Raw genomic sequence first — 24,889 nt, 5'->3', positions numbered from 1 at the left:
GCCATGCGGTTCCAGCTGCTCGACATCGTCCCCCACGTCGAGAACCCCGTCACCGGGCGGCTCGTGAGCGCCGCGGAACGGCTCGACCAGACCGTGGAGTCCGCCCGCCGGGCCGAGCGCCTCGGATTCGATGCGTTCTCGGTCGGCGAGCGCCACGCCGGGCACTTCCTGTCGTCCTCGCCGACGGTGCTGCTCGGCGCGATCGCCGCCACGACCTCGCGCATCCGCCTGCACACGGGCGTCACGGTGCTCTCGGTGCTCGACCCGGTGCGGGTCGCCGAGGACTACGCGACGATCGACCAGCTCTCGCGCGGCCGGCTCGAGCTGACCATCGGCAAGGGCAACGAGGCCGCGCAGTTCCCGCTGTTCGGGCTCGAGATCGACGACCAGTGGGAGCTCCTCGCCGACAAGTACGCGTTACTGCGCCGCCTCTGGCGCGAGACCGACGTCGAGTGGGCGGCGACGCCGTACACGCGCGCGCAGCACGCGACGACGACGCTCCCCCGGCCCTTCGCCGGCGCGCCCCGCGTGTGGCACGGCTCGGCGACGACGCTCGCCTCCGCGGCCCTCGCGGCGAAGTGGGGCGACCCCCTCTTCAGCGCCAACGCGATCCAGCCGCTGCAGAACTACGCAGTGCTCGTGCGGCACTACCGCGACGAATACGCCAGGCACGGCCACGACCCCCGCTACGCCTACGTCGGCGCCGGATCAGGCTCGCTCTACCTGGCGGATACGACGCAGCAGGCCAAGGAGCTCTACGGTCCCGTCTACGATGCTTTGGTGGCAGCGACCAATGTTCCAGGCAACAACACCCCCTTCCGCGACATCGATCACGCGATCGCCGAGGGCCCCGCGCTCGTGGGCAGCCCCCAGCAGGTCATCGACAAGATCGGCCGGTTCCACGAGACCTTCGGTCACGACCTGCAGTCGGTGAGCCTGCCGACGACGCTGCCGATCGAGCAGCAGCACGAGCAGCTCGACCGCCTCGCCTCCGAGGTGTTCCCGGTGCTGCGGCGCGAGTTTCCGACGACCCTCTGGGGCGAGGGCGACCCGTACGCGGCCCGTCCGGCCTTCGCGGGCGGTTCCGAGACGGATGCCGCGGCGATCGTCGAGTCGACGGGCGCCGCCGCGACGGCCGGCGTGCTCGAGACGGCGGCCGCCTGATGGGCGCGGCGACCGCGTTCACGATCCGCGCCGCGCGACCCGAGGAGTACCCGGCCGTGGTCGCGCTCACCGATCTCGCGTTCGCGACGGGGCCGTATGGCCACCTGCCCGTCTCGGCCGAGCGGCGCGCGCTCGTGAACGCGGTCGCCGAACGCGCGGCCGACGGCGCGGTGCTCGTCGCCGTCGAGCACGAGCCCGAAAACGAATCCGGGCGAGCGGATGCCGCGGGCGGCCGCCTCCTCGGCACCGTGAGCCTGGTGCGGGCCGACTCCGCGCAGGCGCGCCTCGCGACCGGCGACGAGGCGGAGCTCCGCCTGCTGGGCGTCGCCCCCGAGGCCCGCGGACGCGGCATCGGCGAGGCCCTCGCCCTCGCCGCACAGGAGGAGGCGCTCACGTGGGGCGCACCCGCCGTCGTGCTCGACACCGGGACCCTGAACTTCACCTCGCAGCGGCTCTACGAGCGGCTCGGCTACGAGCGCTTCACGTCGGCCGGCGCGGTGCAGGTGCCTGAGACGGATGCCGCGGCATCCGAAGACCGCATCGACCACGTCGACTACCGCCTGCCGCTGCGCGACCGCGACGACCTCGTGATCAGGCTCGTGCGCGACGACGAACTCGAGGCCGTCGGCGCCCTGTCGCTGCGCGCCTACGACTACGCGTACGACCTGACCGACGGCTACCGCGCCTCGATCGCCGATGTCGCCCCGCGCGCCCGCGAGCACCAGGTGTGGGTCGCCGCCGATCCGGCGACCGGCGAACTGCTTGGCAGCGTCGCGACGCCCCGTCGCGGCAGCACGATCTCGCCGCTCGCCCAGCCCGGCGAACTCGACTTCCGCCTGCTCGCCGTCGACCCGCCCGCGCGCGGACGCGGCATCGGCGAGGCCCTCACCCGCCTCGCCATCGAGCTCGCCCGCCTGCGCGGACTCGACCGCGTCGTCATGAACAGCGGCGAGCAGATGACCGGCGCGCACCGCCTTTACGGCCGCCTCGGGTTCGCCCGCCTGCCCGAGCGCGAGCACGTGATCGTCGAGGGCGACCGCCGCATCCAGCTCTTCGCGTTCACGATCGACGTGCCCACCGCGGTGCGCACTCGCGGGCTCGCCGCATGACCGATCACGACGTCATCGTCGTCGGCGGCGGCGCCATGGGCTCGGCCGCCGCCTGGCAGCTCGCCTCACGCGGGCGCGACGTGCTGCTGCTCGAGCGCTTCGCCGAGGGGCACGCCAGCGGCGCCTCGCACGGTGCGAGCCGCAACTTCAACGTCTCGTACGCGGATGCCGCACACGTCGCCCTGCTCGTCGAGGCGGGCCGGCAGTGGCGGGAGCTCGAGGCCGAGACCGGCACGAGCCTGCTCGCCCAGGTCGGCATCGTGAACCACGGCGACCACCCCGACCTCGACGCCGTGCATGCGGCACTCGGGGCCGTCGGCATCCCGAGCGAGTTTCTGCCCGCCTCCGAGGCGGGTGAGCGCTGGCCAGGTCTCCGCTTCACGACCCGCGTGCTGCACACGCCCACCGCCGGGCGGCTGAACGCCGACGCATCGGTGCGCGCGCTGCAGCAGGCGGCCGCCGCCCGAGGCGCCGAGGTGCGCCACGAGGCGCCCGTGCGCGGCATCCGCGTGCTCGACGACGACCGCGTCGAGGTCACGCTCGACGACGACGCCGGCGAGGCAGCCACGTTCACCGCCCGTCGCGTGATCGTCGCCGCCGGCGCCTGGACCTCGAAGCTCGTCGGCGGCCTGCTGCCGCTGCCAGAGCTCGTCGTCACGCAGGAGCAGCCCGGACACTTCGCCGTGATCGACACCTCGTTCGAATGGCCCGGCTTCAACCACCGCCCCGGGCCCGGCGACGAGTGGTGGTACTCGGGCGTCTACGGCATGCTCACGCCCGGCGAGGGCGTCAAGGCCGGCTGGCACGGCACCGGACCCGTCGTCGACCCCGACCGCCGCGACTTCACGGCCGAGCCCGTGCAGTTCGAGGCCCTCCGCCGCTACGTGCGCGAGTGGATCCCCGGAGCCGACGCCGACGCCGCACGCGCCATCAGCTGCACCTACACGACGAGCCCCGACTCGGTCTTCGTACTCGACGCCGTCGGCCCGCTCGTCGTGGCCGCCGGCTTCTCCGGCCACGGCTTCAAGTTCACGCCCGCGATCGGCCGCGTGCTCGCGGACCTCGCCGAGGGCCGCACCTCCCCGGAGCCGTTCCGCCTCGCACGCTTCGCCTGAGCTCGGCTCGATTGCCGAACAGGGTCGCCCCGATCATGGTTCCTGGCAGACGAGACCAACTTCAGTCGAGACACCGCCCCCAGGAGGACACCGGAGGCAGGTCTATACCGATAGCGCAATCCTTCCCGCGCTGACGTGTCGGCGCGAGTCCCTATCGTCTAATCATGTCTAAACCTCACGACCCGAAGGGTGCGGGCAAGCAGCCCAAAGTAGCGGTTCGGTGGTGGCTCGTCGCGCTGTTTCTGCTCTTGGGCGCTGTCTGCGTACATCTCGGCAAGATGATCGCCTACGCCGAAACGGCCCTGCGCAGCGATGCCGCCTCGTTCTGGTCAGGTGTCTGTGTAAACGTCGGGACATCGCTTCTTCTCGCCGCGTTGTTAGTCTGGTTTGAGCGCGTCATCGTTCGTCAGGTACGCACTGAGAACGCTTTGGCGGTCAGCACCGCCGCGGAGAAGGCGGCTGAAGACGCGGCGAACCGAGTGACGGAGGCGATCACGCCGCGACTCGACGAACTTGACGAAAAGTTCAACGCAAGTGCTGGTAGTGCTGCGAGTGGGCGCTTGGCCGCTGCCGAGCGCGTCGCGACGCTGCCGACATTCGAGTCAACCCGCGAGGGGCTGGTGGCTGCAAGAGACATCAATGCCATTGCAGGAGGAGACGGACAGGCGGGCTCTGCCCGGATCACGGTGCCAGCAGGCGCTTCGCCGAGTTCTCCACGGATTCAGATAACGTTTCACCCAGCTACGGACGACGCGGCGGAGTTCCTGGATGTCGCCCACATTTCCGGCGAGTTCGGCATGGCGCGCGGCACGTGGGATCAAGGTGTCGCGGCTGAAACCGTGTTCGCGGAATTGGCCGCGGACATGACGCGACACGGACAGGCAGAGGCTGCGCACTCCATGTCGCCTGAAGCATTCTTCGCGAACCTCAGTTCCGTCCTGCTGGACTCAGTATCTGCACGTCAGAAGGACGACGGTGCATGGATGAGCGGCGCAACCGTGCTCGAAATGATCACCAATGGGTGGGTGACCACAAAGGCCGGCGTCGAGGTCAAGGACCACGGAGTCGTCGTGCCAGCAAGTTCTTTCGGCAGCTACGTCACCGGCACCAATCAAGTGAAGGGGGAGGAACTCCCCCCGAATCCGCCGCCCGGCTTAGATCAAGAAGCCTGGGATTTGGCCATCACGCGATCCGGTCGACTCGTCCGTGGCAAACCGTTCCATCTGCACAAGTGGTGATGCAATACGCGATGGTCCAGTATCACAGCGATGCTTTGTCAAATGTGACCGCACCACGCGGTGAACGGCAACTCGCGGCCTCGACGATCCGCCGCGGTGGATCACCCCGACGGCGTTGAAGGACTCACACCAGAGCTACGTGACCCGGCTCGCGGATTGCGCGCGCTGCATCAGCGGCGATCCGTCTGTCCCGGTTGCCCGAACCGCATACTGAGTCGCCGACCTCGGAACGCCTGCCCTCAAGCAACTGGAGCAATTACCCACCGGTGGAACCGATCAACGGCTCCTGTAGTGTCGCGTCGTGCCCCAAAAAGCGGTTGTTGAAGGTGATCTGTCGGCATGAAGTGGCGCGACATTATCTTCCTCGCGTGCGCTCTGGTGCTGAGCGTGACGGTGCTCGCCGTGGCGCACTATTCGGGCGATCCCGCTTGGCTCTTGGAGAATCTACCCGCAGCACGCGGCGGTGACGGGATTCTGTGGCAGGTCCAGACGACGTTCTTGTCGGTGGGATTTGCCGGGCTAGCCATTGCGGCCCAGCTCTTTGCCGAGGCACCCCTCGCCATCGGAGCCTCTCGAGGACGAGTGTTGGAGTACGTAGGAGCCAGTCGGTTCGTCGGTGTAGGGCTCGTAGCCAACGCGGTCATAGCTATCGAGACGATCTGGCTGCAAAGCATGCTCGGCGTCATCTTCATATCCGCCTTCTGGTTCATACCAACGGTCGTCATGCTGGTGGTGTCAACCGTCAGGCTGACGCAGCTCTTTGGTCATCCATCCCAGCTTGACGAAGTAGTGCGTCAAGCGCTGGTGGAGACGCTGTCTAATCGGCTCGACGAAGCGTCACGCAAGCATGCTGGTGCGACTCACGAACTAAATGACCTCGTTGTTTCGGGCTGGACCATGGGAATTCCCAAGGCCTCGACCTCCACGCTGAGGGTGCCGGTGCCGGAGGTTGGGCGCGTCATCAAAGCCATCAAGGCCAAGATCGTTCGACAGGCGATCGACTCCGTCACATTGCGTGCCACGGAGGAAAGTTCGACCGTCAGCAGTACCGCCGAGCAATACACGCCACCCCAAATCGCCCTCGATGTTGACCCGGGAGATCGCACCAGGCTCGGAGAGACGGCCTTCCGCGTCATCACATCGAATCGACTCGACGAAGCAACGAACGGCCGGGTAGTCCGTCTTCTCCAATCAAGCATCGAGTTCGAGCCCCCCACGGCGGTCACCCCATACGAGGAAACCAATCGGGAGATCGCGAACCTGAAGGATGCAATTGGCGTGAATCTCCGATCGGGCGCCCTTGCCTCAGCTGAGCGAGCTTTGGAGCTCCTTGGGCACATCGTCCAGGGAGTTTGGGTCGCAGGCCCCGAACACAAGGCTCCCTCCCGACGCACGTCGTTCACCCGGCGGGACTGGTTATTCCGCAGCATCGGTGAGGTCGAACAGGACGCGCTTCTCTCACCCCGCGTGGCCGACCTATTTGTCAGCGCGGCTATGACTCGCGCCCTCGAAGCACCTCGGACGGGATCGGCGGAGTACGTCGACGAATGCCTTCGAAGTTTCACGAGATTGTGGTTCGACGTGCTGCGGAACGGAGGACGCGAATTCGACGCAGTGCCACCACGTATCACCACCTGTGTCCAGAACTTGGCGGCTTATTCCTACAAAGCCTCGGAGGAACGAGAAGACCTCCAGGCCCGGGGGGCTTGGGCAATGGTCGAACTAGTCAAGCTGGCACTCGACGCAAAGAAGCCGGACGCAGCCCAGATGGCAGCGCTAGAGCTCAGCGGCTTGTTCGAGTTCGATCGGCAAGGCTCAAGCCGATCTCACGTTCGAGCAGGTCAACTCGTGCTATCTGGATGGCTTGATTACCTCGCAGACAAGGGGGACGCACGCAGCCCGGCTGATCCAAGCCTTCGAGAGACGGTTAGTCCGCGGGGCACGTTGGCGGAGATCCTCGCAGCTCGACGCATGGCCGAACGGGGCATTGCGCCGTTTAGCCGGTGGGATTGGTGGGAGTCTGAGACAACCGCATCCAACCGCGCACAGACCCTTCAGCTCTCCCGCTATATCGATCGCGCGCAGCTGTCCGCGCTTGCTTCCTCTCGTGGGCGCTTACCGCAGGCAGAAGACCAAGAGACGGCGTCGACGTACAACCGGTTCCTCAATCTTCTCGCCGATGAAGGCCGCGTGCTGAGTGCTGACGAGGAGCGGCTCAAGCAGAGGCTTACAGAAGTCGTCGCGGAGTGGGACGCCGCGGAGGATGAGCGTCTGGCACTCGAGCCGCTATCGGAAGCGCGAGTTGAAACGCTACGAACTGCCCTCCGTGCGACCTTGAACGAGCGGCAACGGCTGGCTGCACTGATTCCCTCGGAGGAAGAAACTCCAGATACAGCCGACTTGTCGCGCCCTATTCTCGGAATGAATTTCCGGGTCCCAAGGCATTACCTCGTGGACGAAGTTTTCAGCCAGACCTACGCCGATCCAAAGGAACTTGGCCAAATGATCGCCCGGGGATTCGTAGAGGGCGAGGAGCAGAAGATCGTGAGTGAGCTCCGCGAACTGCCCGCCGACATTCTCGAGCCGACGGCCTCCGCAATACGAAAGGCGATCGATGAGCTCGGAGACGAAGCCAAGCACTTTGTGTTGATAACCCCCTACGGTGGCGTTGAGGACTCTCGAGATTGGTACTCGATCGAATTCAATGAGGCTCTGAAACGCGTAATACACATCGAGACGGTCGTGCTTGAAGCCGAAGCATTCCTCTTCGATCGGCGCAGCACTTTCACCTCGTGCCGCGAGCCAGAGCAGAAGGTCGGCCTCTCGCCTGTTGAAGGCACATCCATCGCTCTCGGGGTATTCGAAGATGTCCAAGACAGCGACGAGCCGCAAGTGCGCGTAGAGACTGGCGAATATTTCGCGCTGGGGCGGGGTAGCGCCCCTCGCATCTTGCACTTCGGTGCCGTTGAGCCGGCTCCCCGGAACCTCGACGCCGGTGACATGCCCCCCGAGGGCGAAGCGCGTTGAAGGTCCAGTAGCGGAAATTCTCGATCTACGGCTTCGCGGCGATGGATCCATCGCGGTCGGTTCGTCGACTCGGCTCACGTGGACTGTCCGCCAGCCAGATCTTGTGCCATTGATGTGCCATTAGATGCGCGTTGAGAAGAATCCCTGATCAGCGCGATATGATGTCTATACGAATGAGCGAAAACCACCCAGGCTCAGTGAAAATCGAAAGGTCATCATTCTCAGGGCGTTTCGACGCGATGGCAGGATTCGAACCTGCGAATAGCGGGTTATGAGTCCGCTCCCTTGGGCCGCTTGGGTACACCGCGATGAGGTTGGTTCAGGCCAGCTCGAAGCCGGCGGTGATGCGGGCGAAGGCCCGGGTGACGCGACGCTCGCTCAGCCGGTGGCATCCGTCATCGCACCGCCCTGAGGTCGCCCCCACCTGGCTGACCCCGGAGAACCGGATGCCGCGCAGCCACCCGCCACGCGGCATCCGCCGTCATCCGAGCTTCTGCCTCACTCGGACTTCGGCAACCCGGGAGGGTTGACCTCGGAGACGTCGAGAGCCTCGGTCGTGAGCGCCCAGCGGTCGAGCACCTCGTCGTAGGTGCCGTCGTCGATGACCGACTGGAGCACGAGCTGCACGGGCTCGATGAGGCCGTTGCCCTTGGCGGTGCCTGCGGCGATCGGCGCGGTCTCGGGCCATCCGCCGTTGATCGTGCCGACGAGCTTCGTCTCACCGGTCGTGGCCGCCTGATAGGCGGAAGTGGCGTTGGGGCCGAAGCTCGCATCGATACGTCCGGAGGTGAGGGCGAGCGTCGCCGCGGCCTGGTCGTCGTAGTAGACGAGTTCTGCGGGCTCTTCGCCGTCGGCCTCGAGCTCCTCGTTCCAGGCGAGCAGGATCTTCTCCTGGTTGGTGCCCGATCCGACGACGATCGACAGGCCGGAGATGTCGGCGGCCTCGGAGATCGAGTCGATCTTGCTGTCGGCCTTCACGTAGAAGCCGAGCAGGTCCTGGCGGTAGCTCGCGAAGTCGTAGAGCTCCTTGCGCTCCTCGGTCACGGTCACGTTCGACGCGATGAGGTCGTACTTGCCCGACTGGATGCCGAGGGGCCAGTCGGCCCAGTTCACGGCGACCGGGTTGTACTCGAGGTCGAGGCCGTCGGCGATGAGCGCGCCGAAGTCCGCCTCGCTGCCGATGATGGTGGTGTCGTCGTCGGACGCGAGCACGCCGAGCGGAGCCGCATAGGGCGAGACCGCGACGGTGAGCTTGCCGGCCTCGATGGGCTCGAAGCCGCTCTCCTTCAGCGCCTCGACGGCCGCCGCGACGGGCTCGATGCTCGGACGGTCGGCCGCGTTCTGCGACGTGAGGTCGAACTGCGTCGAGGCCTCGACCTGCTCCTCGGTGGTCTTGCTGCCGCCGTCGGCCGCCTCGGCCGAGTTGTCGGCGCCGGCCAGGACGGCCCACGTGATGCCGCCGCCGATGAGGACCACCGCCGCGACGCCCGCGACGATCACCCCCGCCTGCTTCTTGTTGATCGCCATGATGGATGCTCCTAGTGTCGAACTGTTCCGATGGCCGGACGGTTTCTCGGATCGCCCGGTGCGGCACTGCCATGCCGCACCGGGGCTTGTCTTGCTCGCGATGCGCGCCCGACACGAGGTCGGACTCGGTGCCCGGTGCTAGAGCACCTTCGCGAGGAAGTCTCTGGTGCGCTGCTGCTTCGGCGAGCGCAGCACCTGAATGGGCGTGCCCTGCTCGACGATCTCGCCGCCGTCGAGGAAGACGACGCGGTCGGCGACCTCCCTGGCGAACCCGATCTCATGCGTGACCACGATGAGCGTGGTGCCGTCGCGGGCGAGGCCGCGGATCACGTCGAGCACCTCGCCGACGAGTTCGGGGTCGAGCGCGCTCGTCGGCTCGTCGAAGAGCAGCACCTTCGGCGAGAGCGCGAGGGCGCGTGCGATCGCGACGCGCTGCTGCTGCCCGCCCGAGAGCTGGCGCGGGTAGTGGTCGACCTTGTCGGCGAGGCCGACGCGTGCGAGCAGCGCCTTGGCGAGCTCGCGGGCCTCGGGCTTCGTGAGCCGCTTGAGGGCGATGGGCGCCTCGACGACGTTCTCGATCGCGGTGAGGTGCGGGAACAGGTTGAAGTTCTGGAACACGAGTCCGAACTGGGTGCGCCGCCGCAGGATCTCGGCCTCGCGCAGCTCGTGCAGCTTGCCACCGCGTTCTTCGTAGCCGATGTACTGGCCGTCGAGCGTGATCGATCCGCGGTCGACGGTCTCGAGGTGGTTGATCGTGCGCAGCAGCGTCGACTTGCCCGAACCCGAGGGGCCGATGAGCGCGACGACCTCCCCGGGCGCGATGGTCAGCGTCACGTCGCGCAGCACCGTGTTCGTGCCGTACGACTTCGTGACGTCGCGGATCTCGACGCGGCCGACGGTCGCCGTCGGGCGGGGCGCGAGCGGAACGTTGCCGTCGAACGACGGGGCGAGGGCGGTCTGGCTCATCGGGTCGCTCCGATCTTCGTGGGCGGGGTCGTGGTGTCGAGAACGGATGCCGCATCCGCTCGTTCGGACTCGGGCGCCCGTTCCCCGGGCGGCGCACCTGGAGTCGTGGCGTGCGCCGCGGCATCCGCCCCACCGCCCTGATTCGGGTTGTCGCCGAGGCGCGACCACTGTTCGGAGATCCACTGCCGCGAACGCTGGATGGGCGTGGGGGGCAGCTCGCGCACCGCTCCGCGGGCGAATCGCCGCTCGACGTAGTACTGCGCGACCGAGAGCACGGTCGTGATGATCGCGTACCAGACGACGGCCACGAGCAGCAGCGGGATCACCCGCTGGTTGCGGTTGTAGATGACCTGCACCGTGTAGAAGAGCTCGGGAAGGGCGACGATGAAGACCACCGAGGTGCCCTTCACGAGCCCGATGATCTCGTTGAACGCGTTCGGCACGATGGCCCGGGCCGCCTGCGGCAGCGTGATGCGGAAGAAGCGGATGCGACGCGGCAGGCCGAGCGAGGCCGCGGCCTCGAGCTGCCCCTGGTCGACCGAGAGGATGCCGGCGCGGATGATCTCGGCCGAGTACGCCGCCTGGTGCAGCGAGAGGCCGATCGTCGCCGCGGCGAATGCCGAGATCATCGTCGTCGTCGGGAACTCGACGAGCCAGAAGTCGGTGGTGAACGGGGTGCCGAGTCCGAGCGTCGGGTACAGGTAGCCGAGGTTGTACCAGACGAGGATCTGCACGACGAGCGGCACCGACCGGAAGAACCAGATGTACCACCACGCCGCGGCGTTCAGCAGCGGCGACTTCGACAGCCGGAACACCGCGAGCACGGCACCAAGGGCGAAACCGATGACGCCCGAGATGACGGTGAGCTGCAGCGTGAGCACGAGCGACTGCAGCACCGAGGGCGCGAAGAAGTACTCGGCGAAGACGTCCCACTGCCATTTCTCGTTGCTCGCGAGCGACCACAGGAACTGCAGGATCACGAACGCGACGACGGCCGAGAGCACCCAGCGGCCCCAGTGCTTCACCGGGACGACCTTCAGGCCGTGCTCGAACTCGGGCCCGGCGGATGCCGCGGGCCGGCCGGGTGCGACCGGTTGCCCGGTTGCGGCGCTCACGCGTTCGCTCCTTCGGGGGTGCGAACGGATGCCGCGGCGGCCGTCGTGCCGGTGCTCGTGCCCGCGGCGGCCGGCACGCCGACGAGTCGCTTGCGGAACGCGTGGATGCCGACCTCGGCCGGCGGCAGCGTCGTGTCGAACTGCGGCTCGTACCCCTCGCGCAGGTAGAGCGACACGGCCTCGGGCTGGCGGGGACCGGTGGTGAGGAAGATGTCGGTGTAGCCGAGGCGGCGGGCCTCGGCCTCGAGCGCGGCGACGACCTCGCCGGCGAGGCCACGGCCCCGGCGGTCGGCGCGGGTCCAGATGCGCTTGAGCTCGGCGGTGTGGTCGTCGTACCGGCGGAACGCGCCGCCGGCGATCGGCGTCTCGACGCCGTCGACGAACTCGACGAGCACGAGGAAGGCGCCGGACGGCAGCGCGAACTCCTGCACCGGGTAGCGGTTGATCTCCTCGCTCGCACGCGAGCCGAAGTGGTCGCCGTAGCGTGCATCGTATTCGCGCTCGAGGTCGTCGAGCAGCGGTCTGGCCAGCGGGTCGTCCGCGGCGATGAACCGCACGATCGTGTCGCTCATCGGTGCCTCCTTCGCGTGTCGGCCGAGGTGGTGTCCCCCGGGGTTTGCACGAACGTACGAAGGCGGTCGCCCTGCCCGCAATCGCGGTGGACACGCGGTGTCCGATACCGTCACCGGCCGTCACGCGGCGGCGTTTCGACGCGTTCGGAGGCCCTCCGACGCGGGTCTCCCGCGTCACGGGGCGAAATCCAGGTGACGATATCGGTCATTCCCCGGTCGGACGTAGAATCGAGGTTCCGATGAGCTTCGCGCGGCTCCCAGACATTCAGGAGTCCAGCCAGTTGACGACGAACGACCTCGACCGCCCCATCGACCGCCCCTCGGGCGCGGCATCAGCACCCCGCGACGGGCACGCCTTCACCCGCGCCGAGCCGGGCACGCCGCCCCCGCTCCGCATCGCCGATGGCACCGAGCTCGTCCTCGTCACCTCGCAGCGCCGCGACCCGCGCTTCGACCGTGACGACATCGTCATGCGCAAGGGGCAGTACGCCCTGCGCAACGGCCATCTCACCCCGCGCGAGTCGATGGTCGAGGATCTCCGCGCGATCGGCGACGCCCTCGATGAGGCCGGCATCGGCTTCCTGCTCGTCCGCGGAAACGACGACCGTCTCGTGATCGCGGTCGACCGCGCCGACCGCAAGGCCGTGGCCCGCGCATTCGCCGAGGCGTTCACGACCGAGCCGTTCTACGCCGAGACCGTCGAGCCGCGACGCGACGGCGCGACCTATCCGGTGCTGCTCGCCGACGGGCACCTCTCCGGCCACCGCAAGGCGTCGGTCGTGCGCATCCACCGCCCGCGCGTCGAGCCGGTCGGCCGCCTGCGCTATGGCCCCGAGACGGGCGTGCAGCTGGAGTTCTGGCGGTTCGGCGACGACACCATCGAGGCGCCTCGCGAGAACGCCCTCATGCGCCGCACGCTCCCCCGCTCCGAGGCGATCGACGACGTCGTGCACCTGCACGGCCGCGACTGGCCCACCCTCGAGCACATGTTCGCGTCGCTCGCGAGCGACGTCGACTTCGACATCGACCTCGTCTTCTCGTGGGTCGACGGCTCGAGCGACGAGTTCGTGCGCGAGCGAGCGAAGCGCATGGCGAGCTACGTCGTCGGCGAGGGCGACGACTCCGAGGCCCGCTACCGGCAGATCGACGAGCTCAAGTACGCCCTGCGTTCGGTGTACCTGTTCGCCCCGTGGATCAGGCGCATCTTCATCGCGACCGATTCGCCGGCGCCCGAGTGGCTGGCGCGGCATCCGAAGGTCACGCTCGTGCGCAGCGAGGAGATGTTCGCCGACACGTCGGTGCTGCCCACGCACAACTCGCACGCGGTCGAGAGCCAGCTGCACAACATCGACGGCCTCGCCGAGCACTTCCTCTACTCGAACGACGACATGTTCTTCGGGCGCCCCGTCTCACCCGAACTGTTCTTCTCGCCCGGCGGCATCACGAAGTTCGTCGAGGCGTCGACGCGCATCGGGCTGGGCGACACGCACCCCGGCCGCTCGGGCTTCGAGAACGCCGCGCGCGTCAACCGCGCCCTGCTGCGCGACCGGTTCGGCAAGGTCACGACGCGCCACCTCGAGCACTGCGCCGCGCCCCTGCGCAAGTCGGGCATGGCCGACCTCGAGGCCGCGTTCCCCGAGGAGTTCCGGCGCACCGCGGCGAGCCGCTTCCGCTCGGCCACCGACATCTCGGTCACGAACTCGCTGTACCACTACTACGCGCTGCTCACCGGGCGCGCGGTCGTGCAGACCGATGCCCGCGTGAAGTACATCGAGACCACGCTGAAGCGCGCCCTGCCGGCGATGCGCCGACTCCTCAAGCGCCGCGACCAGGACATGTTCTGCCTCAACGACGGCAGCCTGCCCGAGATCTCGGTCGAGGAGCGCACGGCCGCGGTCACCGAGTTCCTCGAGCACTACTTCCCGTTCCCCGCCCCGTGGGAGAAGACGGCGGATGTCGCGGGCGAGGCGTCGCTCGCCGGCTCGACGTCGCTGGCGGAGCCGGCGCCCGACCTCACGGCCTGACCACCGCCCGCCCCACGACGTTTTACCGGTTCACGCCTGCTTTGCACTGGTCGTCACGCCGCAAAAGGTCGTGGCAGTGGGATGGGACGGCGTCGCGCCGCGTCGCCGGACTGCAAGACGGAGCGCGGGCGCGAGCGCGTCAGCCCGCGAGCACCGGGATCGGCATCGTGAACGGCGGGTCCTTCGGCACGGGCGGCGCCGCGGCATCCGGGATCGTGATGCCGTCGGCTGCGAGGCGGCGCGCGCTCTCGTCGGCGTCGATCCAGTCGAGCGCGGGCGTCTCGCCGAGCGGCACGACCGAGTGCAGCACGGTCGACGGGTACACGTGCACGAGGTTGAACGCGCGCGCGCCGTCTCGCCCGCGGGTGCCGCCGACGGGCACGTTGAGGTCTTGGGTGTAGCAGCTCGCCGATGCGACCGACACGGGCACGCCCGCGAACATCGCGGTCGACGAGTAGTGCAGGTGCCCCGCGATGATCGAGCGGATGTCGCTGCCCTCGACGACCTCGGCGAGCGCCGACTGGTCGCGGAGCTCGACCGAGACCGCGAGGTCGAGCACGCTCGGCACGGGCGGGTGGTGCATCGCGAGGATCGTGCCGTGCGGCGCCGGAATGGAGAGCTCCTCGGCGAGCCAGTCGAGCTGGTCGGGCGAGACCTCGCCGTGGTGGCGGCCCGGCACCGTGGAGTCGAGCGTGATGACGCGCAGGCCGTTCACGTCGTCGACCCGGTCGACCGACCGGTATCCGCCGACGCGGTCGTCGAGCAGTCCGCGGCGGAAGGCCGCCCGGTCATCGTGGTTTCCCATGACCCAGATCACCTTCGAGTCGAGGCGCTCGGCCACGGGCTCGACGATGCTGCGGATGCGGTCGTAGGCGTCGGCCTCGCCCTTGTCGGCCAGGTCGCCCGTGAAGACGATCGCCTCGGGGCGCCCACCGGATGCCTCGAACTCCTCGAAGAGCGTGCGGAGGTGGTGCTCGCTGGCCACGCGATCGTAGAGACTACCGCCGCCGGCGAGCAGGTGCGTATCGCTGATGTGCAGCAGGAAATGGAGCGGCCGAGAGTATTCGGCGATCCGCGTGTTCACGAGGGTGTCCCATCGTTCGGCTATGACGCACGACGGCGGGCGTCGGGCTCAACCTAGCGGAACACGTGAATCTGAACGAGACATGAAGACGGAGTGTGACCGAGCCGAAACCTTCTCGGTCGACGCCGCGCGATCACCTTTTCAGGACCACAGCGGTCATGAGCGCAATATGCAGCCATGAGCGGTGTGGTCCTGAAAAGGTGATCACCAGAGGGCGAGAGCGATCGGATGCCGCGGCGCGAACCCGTTCGAGGGGCGCCCAGTGTGGGACATCCGATCGACGGGTGCAAGGGGTTGCGACGATTCGAGGGCTTCGGAATGGTGGGACATTCGTGATCGCAGAGGAGGAGCACATGCTCACACTGACCGAGAACGCCAGCACCGTCGTGAAGGAGATCGTCTCCCGCAACGGAGCCCCCGAAGGGTCCGGGCTGCGCATCAACGCGCAGGATGCCGCGGCGACCGAGTTCGCCGTCGCGATCGTTCCGACGCCGAACCCGACCGATTCCGTCGTCGAACACGACGGCGCGCGGGTCTACCTCGGCGAGGCCGCGGCGATGGCTCTCACCGACAAGACGCTCGACGCGTCGATCGGCGACGACGGCCGCGTGTCGTTCGAGATCGGCGTGCAGGGCTAGCAGCCCGCGTGCCCGAACCGGGGCAAGACGAACGGCGGATGTCGCGGGGCTCGTGCTCCGCGGCATCCGCCGTTTCATGCCCGCCGCCGACCCGCCGCTCGTACGACCGCGGCGTGCACGAAGAACAGCGCCACGGCTCCGATCGCGTACCCGACCAGGTCGAGCGGATCGAACGAGCTGCCGAACACGAGCCGCAGCGGCGGCACGGCCGACACGATCGCCGCCGGGATTCCGGTGAGCTGCAGTAGTTCGACCCCCGCCGAGATCGCGAAGGCCGCCAGGGCGACGATCCAGCCGGCGAGGCGCGGCCCCGCGATCGCGACCAGGAGCCCGACGAGCATGGCGTAGAGCGCACTGCCGGCGAGGTCGACGGCGACCGTGCGGTCGAGCAACTGCAGGCAGAGGCCCGCGAGCAGCACGACCGCAGCGGTCGCCGCGAGGATCGGCCGCACGTGCGACTACTCGTCGCGCGTGCCCTTGTGGCGCGGCTTGCGGCCGGCGCCGTCGTCGCCGGCGCCGGCAGTGTCTGCGGCGGCGTCGTCGTTCGAGCCCGCCGGCTTGTCGTACGAGCGGGCCGGCTTGTCGTCGTACGAGCGGCGCGGCTTGTCGTCGCGGTCGTACGAGCGACGGGGCCGGTCGTCGCGGTCGCCGTACGAACGGCGAGGACCGCTGTCGCGTCCGCCGTCACGACGGGGCGGCGCGCCGCGGTCGGGGCGCAGCTCGATGAGCCGGCCGCTGATGCGGGTGCCGTCGAGGCGCTCGAGCGTCTCGCGGGGCAGGTCGGCGGGCAGCTCGACGAGCGAGAAGTCGGGGCGGATCTGGATCGCACCGAAGTCTTCGCGGCGCAGGCCGCCCTCGTTGGCGAGCGCGCCGACGATCTGGCGGGGCTCGACCTTGTGGCGTCGCCCGACGGCGATACGGTAGGTCGCGAGCTGGGGGCCGCCGCGCGAGCGACGGTCGCCGCCGCGGTCGTCGTCGTAGCGCCCGCCGCGCGATCCGCCGTCGCGGTCGCCTCGGCGGTCGTCACGGCCACCACGGTCGCCGCGGTCGTCGCGCTCCTTCCACTCGCGCGCGGGGCGCACGGCCTCGGGCTCGAGCAGCAGCGGCGACTCGCCCTGGGCGACCACGGCGAGCGCCGCGGCCACGTCGACCTCGGGCACGTCGTGGTGCTTCATGTAGTGGCCGATGATGTCGCGGAAGCCCTCGATGCGCTCCGCCTGCTCGAGCGCCGCGGTGATGCGGTCGTCGAAGCGCGAGAGTCGCGTGACGTTGACGTCGTCGACGCTCGGGAGCTGCATCTGCGTGAGCTCCTGGCGGGTGGCCTTCTCGATCGCCGAGATGAGGCGGCGCTCGCGGGGCGTCGCGAAGCTGATCGCGTCGCCGGTGCGGCCGGCGCGGCCCGTGCGGCCGATGCGGTGCACGTACGACTCGGTGTCGGTCGGGATGTCGAAGTTCACGACGTGGCTGATGCGCTCGACGTCGAGGCCTCGCGCCGCGACATCCGTCGCCACGAGGATGTCGAGCTTGCCCGACTTCAGCTGGTTGACGGTGCGCTCGCGCTGGGCCTGGGCGATGTCGCCGTTGATGGCCGCAGCCGAGTAGCCGCGTGCACGGAGCTTCTCGGCGATTTCTTCGGTCACGCTCTTCGTGCGCACGAAGACGATCATGCCCTCGAAGTTCTCGACCTCGAGGATGCGCGTGAGGGCGTCGATCTTCTGCTGGTGCGCGACGACGAGGTAGCGCTGCGTGATGGTCGCCGAGGTCGTGGTCTTGGTCTTGACCGTGATCTCTTCGGGGTCGTTCAGGTACTGCTTCGAGATGCGGCGGATCGCCGACGGCATCGTGGCCGAGAACAGGGCGACCTGCTTGTCGGCGGGGGTGTCGGCGAGGATCGTCTCGACGTCTTCGGCGAAGCCCATCTTGAGCATCTCGTCGGCCTCGTCGAGCACGAGGTACTTGAGCTGCGAGAGGTCGAGCGTGCCCTTCTCGAGGTGGTCCATGATGCGACCGGGGGTGCCGACGACGATGTGCACGCCGCGGCGCAGGGCCGAGAGCTGCACGCCGTAGCCCTGTCCGCCGTAGACGGGCAGGATGTGCACGCCGCGCATGCGCGACGCGTACTTCTCGAAGGCCTCGCAGACCTGCAGGGCGAGCTCGCGCGTGGGGGCGAGCACGAGGGCCTGCGGCGTCTTCTGGGACTCGTCGAGTCGCGCGAGGATCGGCAGCGCGAACGCGGCCGTCTTGCCGGTGCCGGTCTGGGCGAGGCCCACGACGTCGCGCCCTGCGAGGAGGGTCGGAATGGTGGCGGCCTGGATGGCCGAGGGGGTTTCATAGCCGACGTCGGAGAGGGCCTTGAGTACGGCGCCGTCGAGTCCGAGGTCGGCGAAGCTGATCGCGGCGGGCTCTTCAGGAGCCTCGGCCACGACGGGGTTTTCGCCGGAAGTCACATTTCAGCCTACTCCTGTCGCCTGTGAGGCGTCCGGGTACGTTTTTCGGGCGGCGTCGACGCAGGGCGAGCGGATGCCGCGGGCGGGCGTCCGATGCCGGTCGAGTAGGCGCGCCAGCGCCGTATCGAGACCAGCGCGGTCGGGTCTCGATACGCTCCTCCGTCGCTACTCGACCGGCGGGACCACGAAGCTCAGAGCGCGAGCAGCCGGTCGGTGTCGCCGAAGACCTCGAGGCCGGCGCAGGCCGCGGTGCCGGCGAGCAGCACGCGGCCGTCGTGGTCGAGGTGCCGGAACGCGATGCTCGCGTCGAGCGTCTCCTCGACCCGCTGGTGCATGGCGGTGCGGAGCGGTGCGTGCAGCAGCCCGCCGCGCACCCGCTCGGCGTCGAGCTCGAGCACGCCGTCGGGGCCGGTGACGCTCCACCGCACATGCGTGTCGTCGATCGAGAGACGGGTCTCCTTCGAGCGGTTGTACGTGGTCCACCGGTGCAGTCGACCGCCGTGGCGCAGGCCGATGATCGAGCCGCGGAACGCCCGCCCGAGCCACGGGATGATCGCGATCGAGGCGATGAGCGAGGCATCCGTTCCGTCGCCGATCTCGGTGTCGAGGTGGTTGCTGGCCATCCAGACGTATCCGGCCGGGAAGGCCTGGCCCCAGTCCTTCTCGAGGTAGCCCCGCCCGCCGCCGAAGCTCGTGGGGCGGCCCTCGACCTCGATCTCGCCGGCGAGGCCGTGGCCGAACGAGACGATGCCGTGGAAGCACTCCATGGCCGGTACGAGGCCGTACCAGCCCATGATGCCGGGCTCGCGCGCCGTCACGGGCCACGGTTCGAGCGGCGTGGAGTAGGCGATCTCGCCGCGGAACTGCGGCAGGTCGAGGGTCATGCCCGCGGGCGAGAACCGGTTCGGCCCGACGCGCACGTCGAACTCCCGGTCGGATGCCGCGAACTCGCCGACCTCGTACCGGTGGTACCAGCTGCGCCCGGTGAGCCCGTCGAGCACCTGCACGAACGCCTCGTCGGTCGTGCGCCCGTCAGCTCCGCCGGCGGCACCGCCGAGCCCGCGGAACACCCCGGGGATCACCGCCCAGCGTTGCGTACGGTCGGCCGACACGACCTTGTTGTACCAGCCCTCGAAGTACCCCTTCGTCACGCCCTTGCCGTGGAAGGCCTCTGGATGCCGCACTCCTCGCAGATACGCCGCCGGGGTTCGCATGCGCCAACCCTAGGGGGCGGCGGGTCCGCGGGGCATCCGCTGCTACGCTCGCTGCGGATTCAGCGCCGAACATGACCGATCGGCGACGCATCCTCACCTCGATTCCCCCGCGAGATCGGACCCGGATGCCCCGCACCATCGTCGAGCGCGAGCTCACCGCACCCGTCGCCCTCGTGGGCGCAGACGGCCGACTGAACCCCGAGTCCGTCGGCTGGACGCGCACGCCCCTGCACGACACGTCGGGCATCGGCGGACGACACGTCTGGGGACGCAACAAGCGCTGGGAATACTGGGCCGTCACCACCCCGACCCACGTGATCGCCCTCACCGTGTCGTCGCTCGACTACGCCGCGGTGCACGCCGTGCTCGTGCATGACCGTCGCACCGGGGCGACGATCGACCGGTCGGCGATCGCCCCGCTCGGTTCGAGCGCCGTGCTGCCGGCCTCGCTCGGCGACGGCCCGGCCCGGGCGGTCACGCGCACGATCTCGATCGACCTCGACGAAGTCGACGGTGGCACGCGGCTTCGAGCGACGTCAGGCGACGTGCGGCTCGACATCCTGGCCCATCGGCCGGTCGGCCACGAGAGCCTGGGTGTCGTCGTGCCCTGGTCGGCGACGCGGTTCCAGTACACGGTGAAGGATGTCGCGAGGCGGGCGAGCGGATGGCTCGAGGTCGCCGGCGAGCGCATCGACCTGCCGGAGGGCGAGAGCTGGGCGGTGCTCGACCACGGGCGCGGGCGCTGGCCGTACCGCATGACCTGGAACTGGGGCGCCGCGTCGGGCCTGGCCCCCGACGGCCGCACGATCGGCCTCCAGCTCGGCGGCAAGTGGACCGACGGCACCGGCTCGACCGAGAACGCGGTGCTCGTCGACGGACGCCTGCACAAGATCGGCGACGAGCTCGAGTGGGCGTACGACGAGCACGACTGGCTCGCGCCGTGGCGCATCCACGGGGCATCCGTCGACCTGCGCTGCGAGCCGTTCTGGGACCGCGTGAGCTCGACCGAGCTGCTCGTGTTCGGCTCGCACGGCCACCAGTGCTTCGGCCACTACTCCGGGTGGGTGGATGCCGGGGGCGAGCGCATCGCGGTCGACGGCCTGCTCGGCTGGGCCGAGGAGGTGCGCAACCGCTGGTGACCGTCGAGCCGGCACCTCGAGGCGTCAGCGGGCCATCGGTCGCGGTCAGGCCGACACCGAACGCGGGCGTCGCGTCGCGATGAGCACCATCGCCCACGTGGCGAGCAGCAGCGCCGTGAGGAGGAGCCCGAGGTCGTCGACGCCGATGGATGCGATCCAGGCGAACGGGTCGCCGAGACCGAGGTTCTCGACCAGCACGCCCGAGAGTTGCACGAGGGCGATGACGACCGCGGCCACCACCGAGAGCACGGTCATCGCGACGCCGTAGACCGCGCCGACATCGCGATTCCGGATGCCGCGGCCACCCGATTCACCTGCATCCGGCTGCCACGCGTAGGCCCGGCGCATCACGGCGCCCTGCGCGGTGTCGAAGGCGCTCATGCCCGCCGCGAAGAGCACGGGAAGGGTCAGCACCGCCCACCACGGCACGGCGGCCAGCGTCGAGGCGCCGGCGAGGGCGAGCAGGCCGATCTCGGTCGCCGTGTCGAAGCCGAGTCCGAACAGCAGGCCGACCCCGTACATGCGCGACGGCCGGTCGACCGCACGCTCGAACGGGCCGAGCAGGCGCAGCACCGGACCGCCGTGATGGTGGTCTCCGTGGTGCGCGTCGGAGCGGCTGCGGGCCCGGAGCGACGCGATGTTGACCGCCGCGATCACGAGCAGGAAGACGCCCGACACGGTCGGCCCGATCACGCCCGTCCAGGTGTGCAGCGCCGACGAGTCGTCGGCGAGCGACGCGCTGATCGCCGCGACGCCGAAGGTGAGCAGCACGCAGAGCACGAGCACGATCGTCGAGTGCCCGAGCGAGAACCAGAACCCCACGGTGCTCGCCGGGCGTCCGCGCTCGGCGAGGCGTCGGGTCGTGTTGTCGATGGCCGCGATGTGGTCGGCGTCGAACGCGTGGCGGAGGCCGAGCGTGTAGGCGGCGAGTCCGACGCCGAGCGTCACGAGCGCGGTGCCGTCACCGGCCCCGAGCGGAATGCCCGCCGGTACCACGGCGACGAGCAGCACGCCCCACCCCAGCACGTGGAGCGCGGCGATGAACGCCACGACGCCGACGGTGCCGCGGCGGGTGTCGACCCGATCGGGTGAGGTCATCGATCCCGCTCATCCGCCACGGCGTCATGCTAACGCCGGGGCGGACGAGCGGGGAGGCCCGAACGGGCAGTCGTCAGCGCGTCGGCGAGGTCTCGGTCGCGGGCGTCGCGTCGTCGGCCGGGCCGGTGACGAGCGTGGGGCCGCCTGCGACATCCGCTTCATCGTCTGCCGTCACGAGGTGGTGACGGCGCTCGAGGGCGGCACCCTCGACGTCGACGTCGGGCATGATGCGGTCGAGCCACTTCGGGATCCACCACGCCGAACGGCCGAGCAGGTGCATGATCGCGGGCATCAGCAGCATGCGCACGACGAAGGCGTCGATCAGCACGCCGAAGGCGAGGCCGAAGCCGACCGAACGGATCATGGTCGAGTCCGAGAAGATGAAGCCGCCGAAGACCGAGACCATGATGAGCCCGGCCGCGATCACGACCGACCGACCGGCGCGCAGGCCCTGGGCCACGGCGAGCCGCGCGGGCGACCCGTGAACGTAGGCCTCCCGCATGCCGGTCGCGAGGAACAACTGGTAGTCCATCGCGAGGCCGAACAGGATTCCCACGAGGATCACCGGGAGGAAGCTCAGGATCGGCCCGGTGCTGATGCCGAGCGCGTCCGCGCCCCACCCCCACTGGAACAGCGCGACGATCGCGCCGTAGGTGGCGAACAGCGACAGGATGAAACCGCCGGTGGCGATGATCGGCACGAGCAGCGAGCGGAACACCAGGATCATGATGAGCAGCGAGAGCCCGACCACGACGACGAGGTAGAGCGGCAGCACGTCGGCGAGGCCCTCGGAGATGTCGATGTTGATCGCCGCCTGGCCCGCCACGCCGAGCGTGATGTCGCCGTTCACCGGCGGCAGGGCGCGCAGGTCGCGCACGAGTTGCTCGGTCGAGGCCGCGTTCGGGCCCTCGGCCGGGATCACCTGGAACACGGCGAGCGAGTTGTCGTCGGAGACGTCGACGGCGGCGACCGAGACCACGTCGTCCTGCGCGGCGATGGTGGACGCGATGTCGACCTGGAGCTGCAGCACCTCGTCGTCGGTCGTGCCCTCGGGCAGCTCGGCCGTCACGAGGAGCGGGCTGTTCGCGCCCGCGCCGAACTGCTCCTCGGTGACGGTGAACGCCTCGTACGCGGCCGAGTCGTGCGGCTCGCTCGAGCCGTCGGGCAGGCCGACGCGCATCGAGAGCGCGGGGATCGCGACGATGAGCAACGCGACGATCGTGACGAATCCGGTGAGCACCGCGCGCCAGGTGGGCATGGCCTTCACGACGGGCGGCTCGTGGCGGTTGCCCTCGCCGAGGTGGGCGCGCACCTTGCGGCGGAGGATGCGCATGCCGAGCAGGCCGAGCAGCGCCGGCGTGAGCGTCGTCGAGATGAGCACGGCGACGGCGACGGCGACCGCGCCGACGGTTCCCATGAGGCCGAGGAACGGCACGCCCGTGACGTTCAGCGCGAGCAAGGCGACGATGACGGTGGTGCCGGCGAACACCACGGCGTTGCCGGAGGTGCCGTTGGCGAGCCCGATCGACTCGACCACCTCGGCGCCCTGCAGCAGTTGCTTCCGGTGCCGGTTCACGACGAAGAGCGAGTAGTCGATGCCGACCGCGAGGCCGAGCATGACCGCGAGCATGGGCGTGACTGAGGCCATGTCGACCACGCCCGAGAAGGCGAGCGAGCCGAGGATGCCGACGGCGACGCCGAAGATCGCGGTGACGAGCGGGAGGGATGCCGCGATGACCGAGCCGAGCATCACGAGCAGCACGATCGCCGCGATGACGAGGCCGATCGCCTCGCCGATGCCGAACAGCTCGGGAACGCCCTGCGAGATGTCGGTCGAGAACGAGACCGAGACGCCCTCGATGGGTTCGGCCGAGAAGTGGTCGATGACGGACTGCTTGGCGTCCTCGGAGAGCTCGAGGCGCGGCACGGTGAACGACACGTTCGCGATCGCGGTCGAGCCGTCTTCGGAGACGAGGCCGATGCCGTCGGCGTAGCCGAGCAGCTCGCTGCCGAGGTCGAGCTGCTCGGCGTTGGCCGCGAGCTCATCGGCGCCGTCGTCGAGCTTGGCCTGCTCGCTCGCGAGCACCTCGGTCTGGGCGTCGAGCTGCGCCTGCTGCGCGTCGAGCTGGGCCTGCTGGGCGTCGATCTCATCGGTCGGCATGCCGGCGGCGACGAGCTGCTCGCGTGCCGCATCGAGCTGCGCCTGGCCCGCGTCGAGCTGCGCCTGCCCGGCCTCGAGCTGCGCGGTTCCGGCGTCGAGCTGCGCCTGGCCGTCCTCGAGCTGCGCCGTGCCGTCGTCGATCTGCTGCTGGCCGTCGGCCAACTGCTGCTGCTGGTCTTCGAGCTGCTGCTGCGCTTCGAAGGGGTCGACCACGTCTTCGACGTCGACGAGGTCGCCCTGGTCGGCGATGAGCGCGCTGATCTCGGCCTGCTGGGCGTCGGTGAGCGCCGAGCCGTCGGTCGTGGTGAAGACGACGGTGCCGGCTCCGCCGCTGTACTGCGGCATCTCGTCCTGGAGCTCGGCGATGACCTCGCCCGACTCGGTGCCCGGCACGTCGAAGCTCGTCGTGAGGCCCTTGAACCCGATGAGGAATCCGCCGACGGCGATCGCCAGCACGACGGTCCAGGCGGCGATGACCACCCATGCCCGTCGCGCCGAGAACTTGCCCAGTCGGTACAGCAGCTCAGCCACGTCATGTTCCTCTCGCGCGCGACCGACGTTGCGATCGACCGTGCGAGTATACGAGACGCACCGTCTCGTCTTGCTGGGAGAACCATGGGCGATGGGTACCATGTGCTGGTGTCCGAGCATCGACGGGGTCCGGTCCGCAGCGAAGCCGCGCGGGTCGCGATCCTCGACGCCACGGCTCGACTCTTCGAGACCCGCGGCTACGACCACCTCACGATGGAGGGCATCGCCGCCGAGGCGCACGTCGGCAAGCAGACGATCTACCGCTGGTGGCCGTCGAAGGGCGCGCTCGTGGCCGACTGCCTGCTCGAGGGCCTGCTGTTCTCCGAGGGGTTCATCAGCCCTGCCGACACGGGCGACCTCCGGGCCGACCTCACGGCGTGGCTCCGGGGCATCCTGGGCTTCGTCGACCGCGAGGGCGGCGACACGATGGTGCACTCGCTCATCGCCGCGGCGGGCGACCACCCGAGCGTCGGCGCCCGCCTGTCGGAGCAGCTCGGCGCGAACTCCCTGCTGCACGCCCGGTTCGAGGCCGCCGTCGCGGCGGGGCAGTTGTCGCCCGACCGCCCGCTCGACGAACTCGGCGATGCGCTCGTCGGCGCGGTCGTGCTGCGGGCGCTCAGTCGTACCCCGTCGGATGCCGCGGCGGCCGCCCGGCTCGTCGACGCCGTGCTCGGCTGATCGGCGCGGTGCCCGGCTGATCGGCGCAGTGCGAGGCTGATC

Annotated in this window: 19 protein-coding genes and 1 tRNA gene; 9 read left to right on the top strand and 11 right to left on the bottom strand. The window is 69.2% G+C overall.

Translation table 11 applies throughout. From position 1 onward, the window contains the following. The first annotated feature begins 3 nt into the window (after positions 1–3). From ASE68_RS18795 to ASE68_RS18780, 5 genes are all read left to right on the top strand, one after another. A complete protein-coding gene (locus ASE68_RS18795; RefSeq protein ID WP_055863125.1) occupies positions 4–1,164 on the top strand; it encodes an LLM class flavin-dependent oxidoreductase in 1,161 nt (386 codons plus the stop codon). Beyond that, complete coding sequence (locus ASE68_RS19985) at positions 1,164–2,273, top strand: GNAT family N-acetyltransferase (RefSeq protein ID WP_082462513.1); 1,110 nt, start codon at positions 1,164–1,166, stop codon at positions 2,271–2,273. The genes ASE68_RS18795 and ASE68_RS19985 overlap by 1 nt, the downstream gene beginning before the upstream one ends. Continuing rightward, positions 2,270–3,388: an FAD-dependent oxidoreductase gene (locus tag ASE68_RS18785; RefSeq protein WP_055863123.1), complete on the top strand. Its 1,119-nt coding sequence runs from the start codon at positions 2,270–2,272 to the stop codon at positions 3,386–3,388. The genes ASE68_RS19985 and ASE68_RS18785 overlap by 4 nt, the downstream gene beginning before the upstream one ends. 164 nt (positions 3,389–3,552) lie before the next feature. Next, positions 3,553–4,626: a hypothetical protein gene (locus ASE68_RS20385; RefSeq protein WP_157421769.1), complete on the top strand. Its 1,074-nt coding sequence runs from the start codon at positions 3,553–3,555 to the stop codon at positions 4,624–4,626. 339 nt (positions 4,627–4,965) lie between these two features. Next, positions 4,966–7,653, top strand: a complete 2,688-nt coding sequence (locus tag ASE68_RS18780; protein WP_200921793.1) for a hypothetical protein — start codon at positions 4,966–4,968, stop codon at positions 7,651–7,653. A 234-nt stretch (positions 7,654–7,887) separates the two neighbouring features. On the opposite strand, the gene ASE68_RS18775 is transcribed toward ASE68_RS18780, so the two are convergent. The 5 genes from ASE68_RS18775 to ASE68_RS18755 form a co-directional block, all read right to left on the bottom strand. Beyond that, a tRNA-Met gene (locus tag ASE68_RS18775) sits at positions 7,888–7,961 on the bottom strand. Positions 7,962–8,151: 190 nt separating this feature from the next. Then, positions 8,152–9,180: an ABC transporter substrate-binding protein gene (locus ASE68_RS18770; RefSeq protein WP_055863121.1), complete on the bottom strand. Its 1,029-nt coding sequence runs from the start codon at positions 9,178–9,180 to the stop codon at positions 8,152–8,154. Between the two features lie 138 nt (positions 9,181–9,318). After that, a complete protein-coding gene (locus ASE68_RS18765) occupies positions 9,319–10,146 on the bottom strand; it encodes an amino acid ABC transporter ATP-binding protein (protein ID WP_055863118.1) in 828 nt (275 codons plus the stop codon). Then, positions 10,143–11,261 carry an amino acid ABC transporter permease gene (locus ASE68_RS18760; protein WP_157421768.1) on the bottom strand — a complete coding sequence of 373 codons (1,119 nt, stop codon included), beginning with the start codon at positions 11,259–11,261 and terminating at the stop codon, positions 10,143–10,145. The genes ASE68_RS18765 and ASE68_RS18760 overlap by 4 nt, the downstream gene beginning before the upstream one ends. After that, a complete protein-coding gene (locus tag ASE68_RS18755; protein ID WP_082462512.1) occupies positions 11,258–11,833 on the bottom strand; it encodes a GNAT family N-acetyltransferase in 576 nt (191 codons plus the stop codon). Before ASE68_RS18755 ends, ASE68_RS18760 begins: the two co-directional genes overlap by 4 nt. A 470-nt stretch (positions 11,834–12,303) precedes the next feature. Here ASE68_RS18755 and ASE68_RS18750 point away from each other — a divergent pair, with 470 nt between their 5' ends. Beyond that, the gene (locus ASE68_RS18750; protein ID WP_235481349.1) at positions 12,304–13,857 is read left to right on the top strand and encodes a stealth family protein; all 1,554 of its coding nucleotides are present in this window, start codon (positions 12,304–12,306) and stop codon (positions 13,855–13,857) included. Between the two features lie 139 nt (positions 13,858–13,996). Here ASE68_RS18750 and ASE68_RS18745 read toward each other — a convergent pair whose 3' ends face one another. Then, on the bottom strand, positions 13,997–14,941 hold the full coding sequence (locus tag ASE68_RS18745; RefSeq protein ID WP_055863116.1) for a phosphodiesterase: 945 nt from the start codon (positions 14,939–14,941) through the stop codon (positions 13,997–13,999). A gap of 353 nt (positions 14,942–15,294) precedes the next feature. Between ASE68_RS18745 and ASE68_RS18740 the strand changes: the two genes are divergently transcribed. Continuing rightward, a complete protein-coding gene (locus ASE68_RS18740; protein ID WP_055863402.1) occupies positions 15,295–15,579 on the top strand; it encodes a hypothetical protein in 285 nt (94 codons plus the stop codon). A gap of 74 nt (positions 15,580–15,653) precedes the next feature. Here ASE68_RS18740 and ASE68_RS18735 read toward each other — a convergent pair whose 3' ends face one another. The 3 genes from ASE68_RS18735 to ASE68_RS18725 all read right to left on the bottom strand — a co-directional run bounded on the left by ASE68_RS18735 (position 15,654) and on the right by ASE68_RS18725 (position 19,240). Next, the gene (locus tag ASE68_RS18735; RefSeq protein WP_055863115.1) at positions 15,654–16,031 is read right to left on the bottom strand and encodes a DUF2809 domain-containing protein; all 378 of its coding nucleotides are present in this window, start codon (positions 16,029–16,031) and stop codon (positions 15,654–15,656) included. Positions 16,032–16,037: 6 nt separating this feature from the next. Continuing rightward, positions 16,038–18,026 (bottom strand): DEAD/DEAH box helicase, encoded by a 1,989-nt coding sequence (locus ASE68_RS18730; protein ID WP_055863113.1) that lies wholly within the window; start codon positions 18,024–18,026, stop codon positions 16,038–16,040. Positions 18,027–18,217: 191 nt separating this feature from the next. After that, positions 18,218–19,240, bottom strand: coding sequence for a tocopherol cyclase family protein (locus ASE68_RS18725; protein ID WP_055863111.1), 1,023 nt, complete (start codon positions 19,238–19,240; stop codon positions 18,218–18,220). A gap of 125 nt (positions 19,241–19,365) precedes the next feature. Between ASE68_RS18725 and ASE68_RS18720 the strand changes: the two genes are divergently transcribed. After that, complete coding sequence (locus ASE68_RS18720) at positions 19,366–20,379, top strand: DUF2804 domain-containing protein (protein WP_055863109.1); 1,014 nt, start codon at positions 19,366–19,368, stop codon at positions 20,377–20,379. A 45-nt stretch (positions 20,380–20,424) separates the two neighbouring features. Here ASE68_RS18720 and ASE68_RS18715 read toward each other — a convergent pair whose 3' ends face one another. Then, positions 20,425–21,477, bottom strand: a complete 1,053-nt coding sequence (locus ASE68_RS18715) for a HoxN/HupN/NixA family nickel/cobalt transporter (protein WP_055863106.1) — start codon at positions 21,475–21,477, stop codon at positions 20,425–20,427. A gap of 73 nt (positions 21,478–21,550) precedes the next feature. Continuing rightward, positions 21,551–24,169 carry an MMPL family transporter gene (locus tag ASE68_RS18710; RefSeq protein ID WP_082462510.1) on the bottom strand — a complete coding sequence of 873 codons (2,619 nt, stop codon included), beginning with the start codon at positions 24,167–24,169 and terminating at the stop codon, positions 21,551–21,553. Positions 24,170–24,277: 108 nt separating this feature from the next. Between ASE68_RS18710 and ASE68_RS18705 the strand changes: the two genes are divergently transcribed. Further along, positions 24,278–24,847, top strand: coding sequence for a TetR/AcrR family transcriptional regulator (locus ASE68_RS18705; protein ID WP_235481259.1), 570 nt, complete (start codon positions 24,278–24,280; stop codon positions 24,845–24,847). The last annotated feature ends 42 nt before the right edge of the window (positions 24,848–24,889 follow it).

Source organism: Agromyces sp. Leaf222, assembly GCF_001421565.1.
In the GTDB taxonomy this organism is placed as follows: Bacteria; Actinomycetota; Actinomycetes; order Actinomycetales; family Microbacteriaceae; genus Agromyces.
The sequence above is the reverse complement of the archived record's forward strand: the minus strand, read 5'-3'. Positions and strand labels throughout refer to the sequence as shown.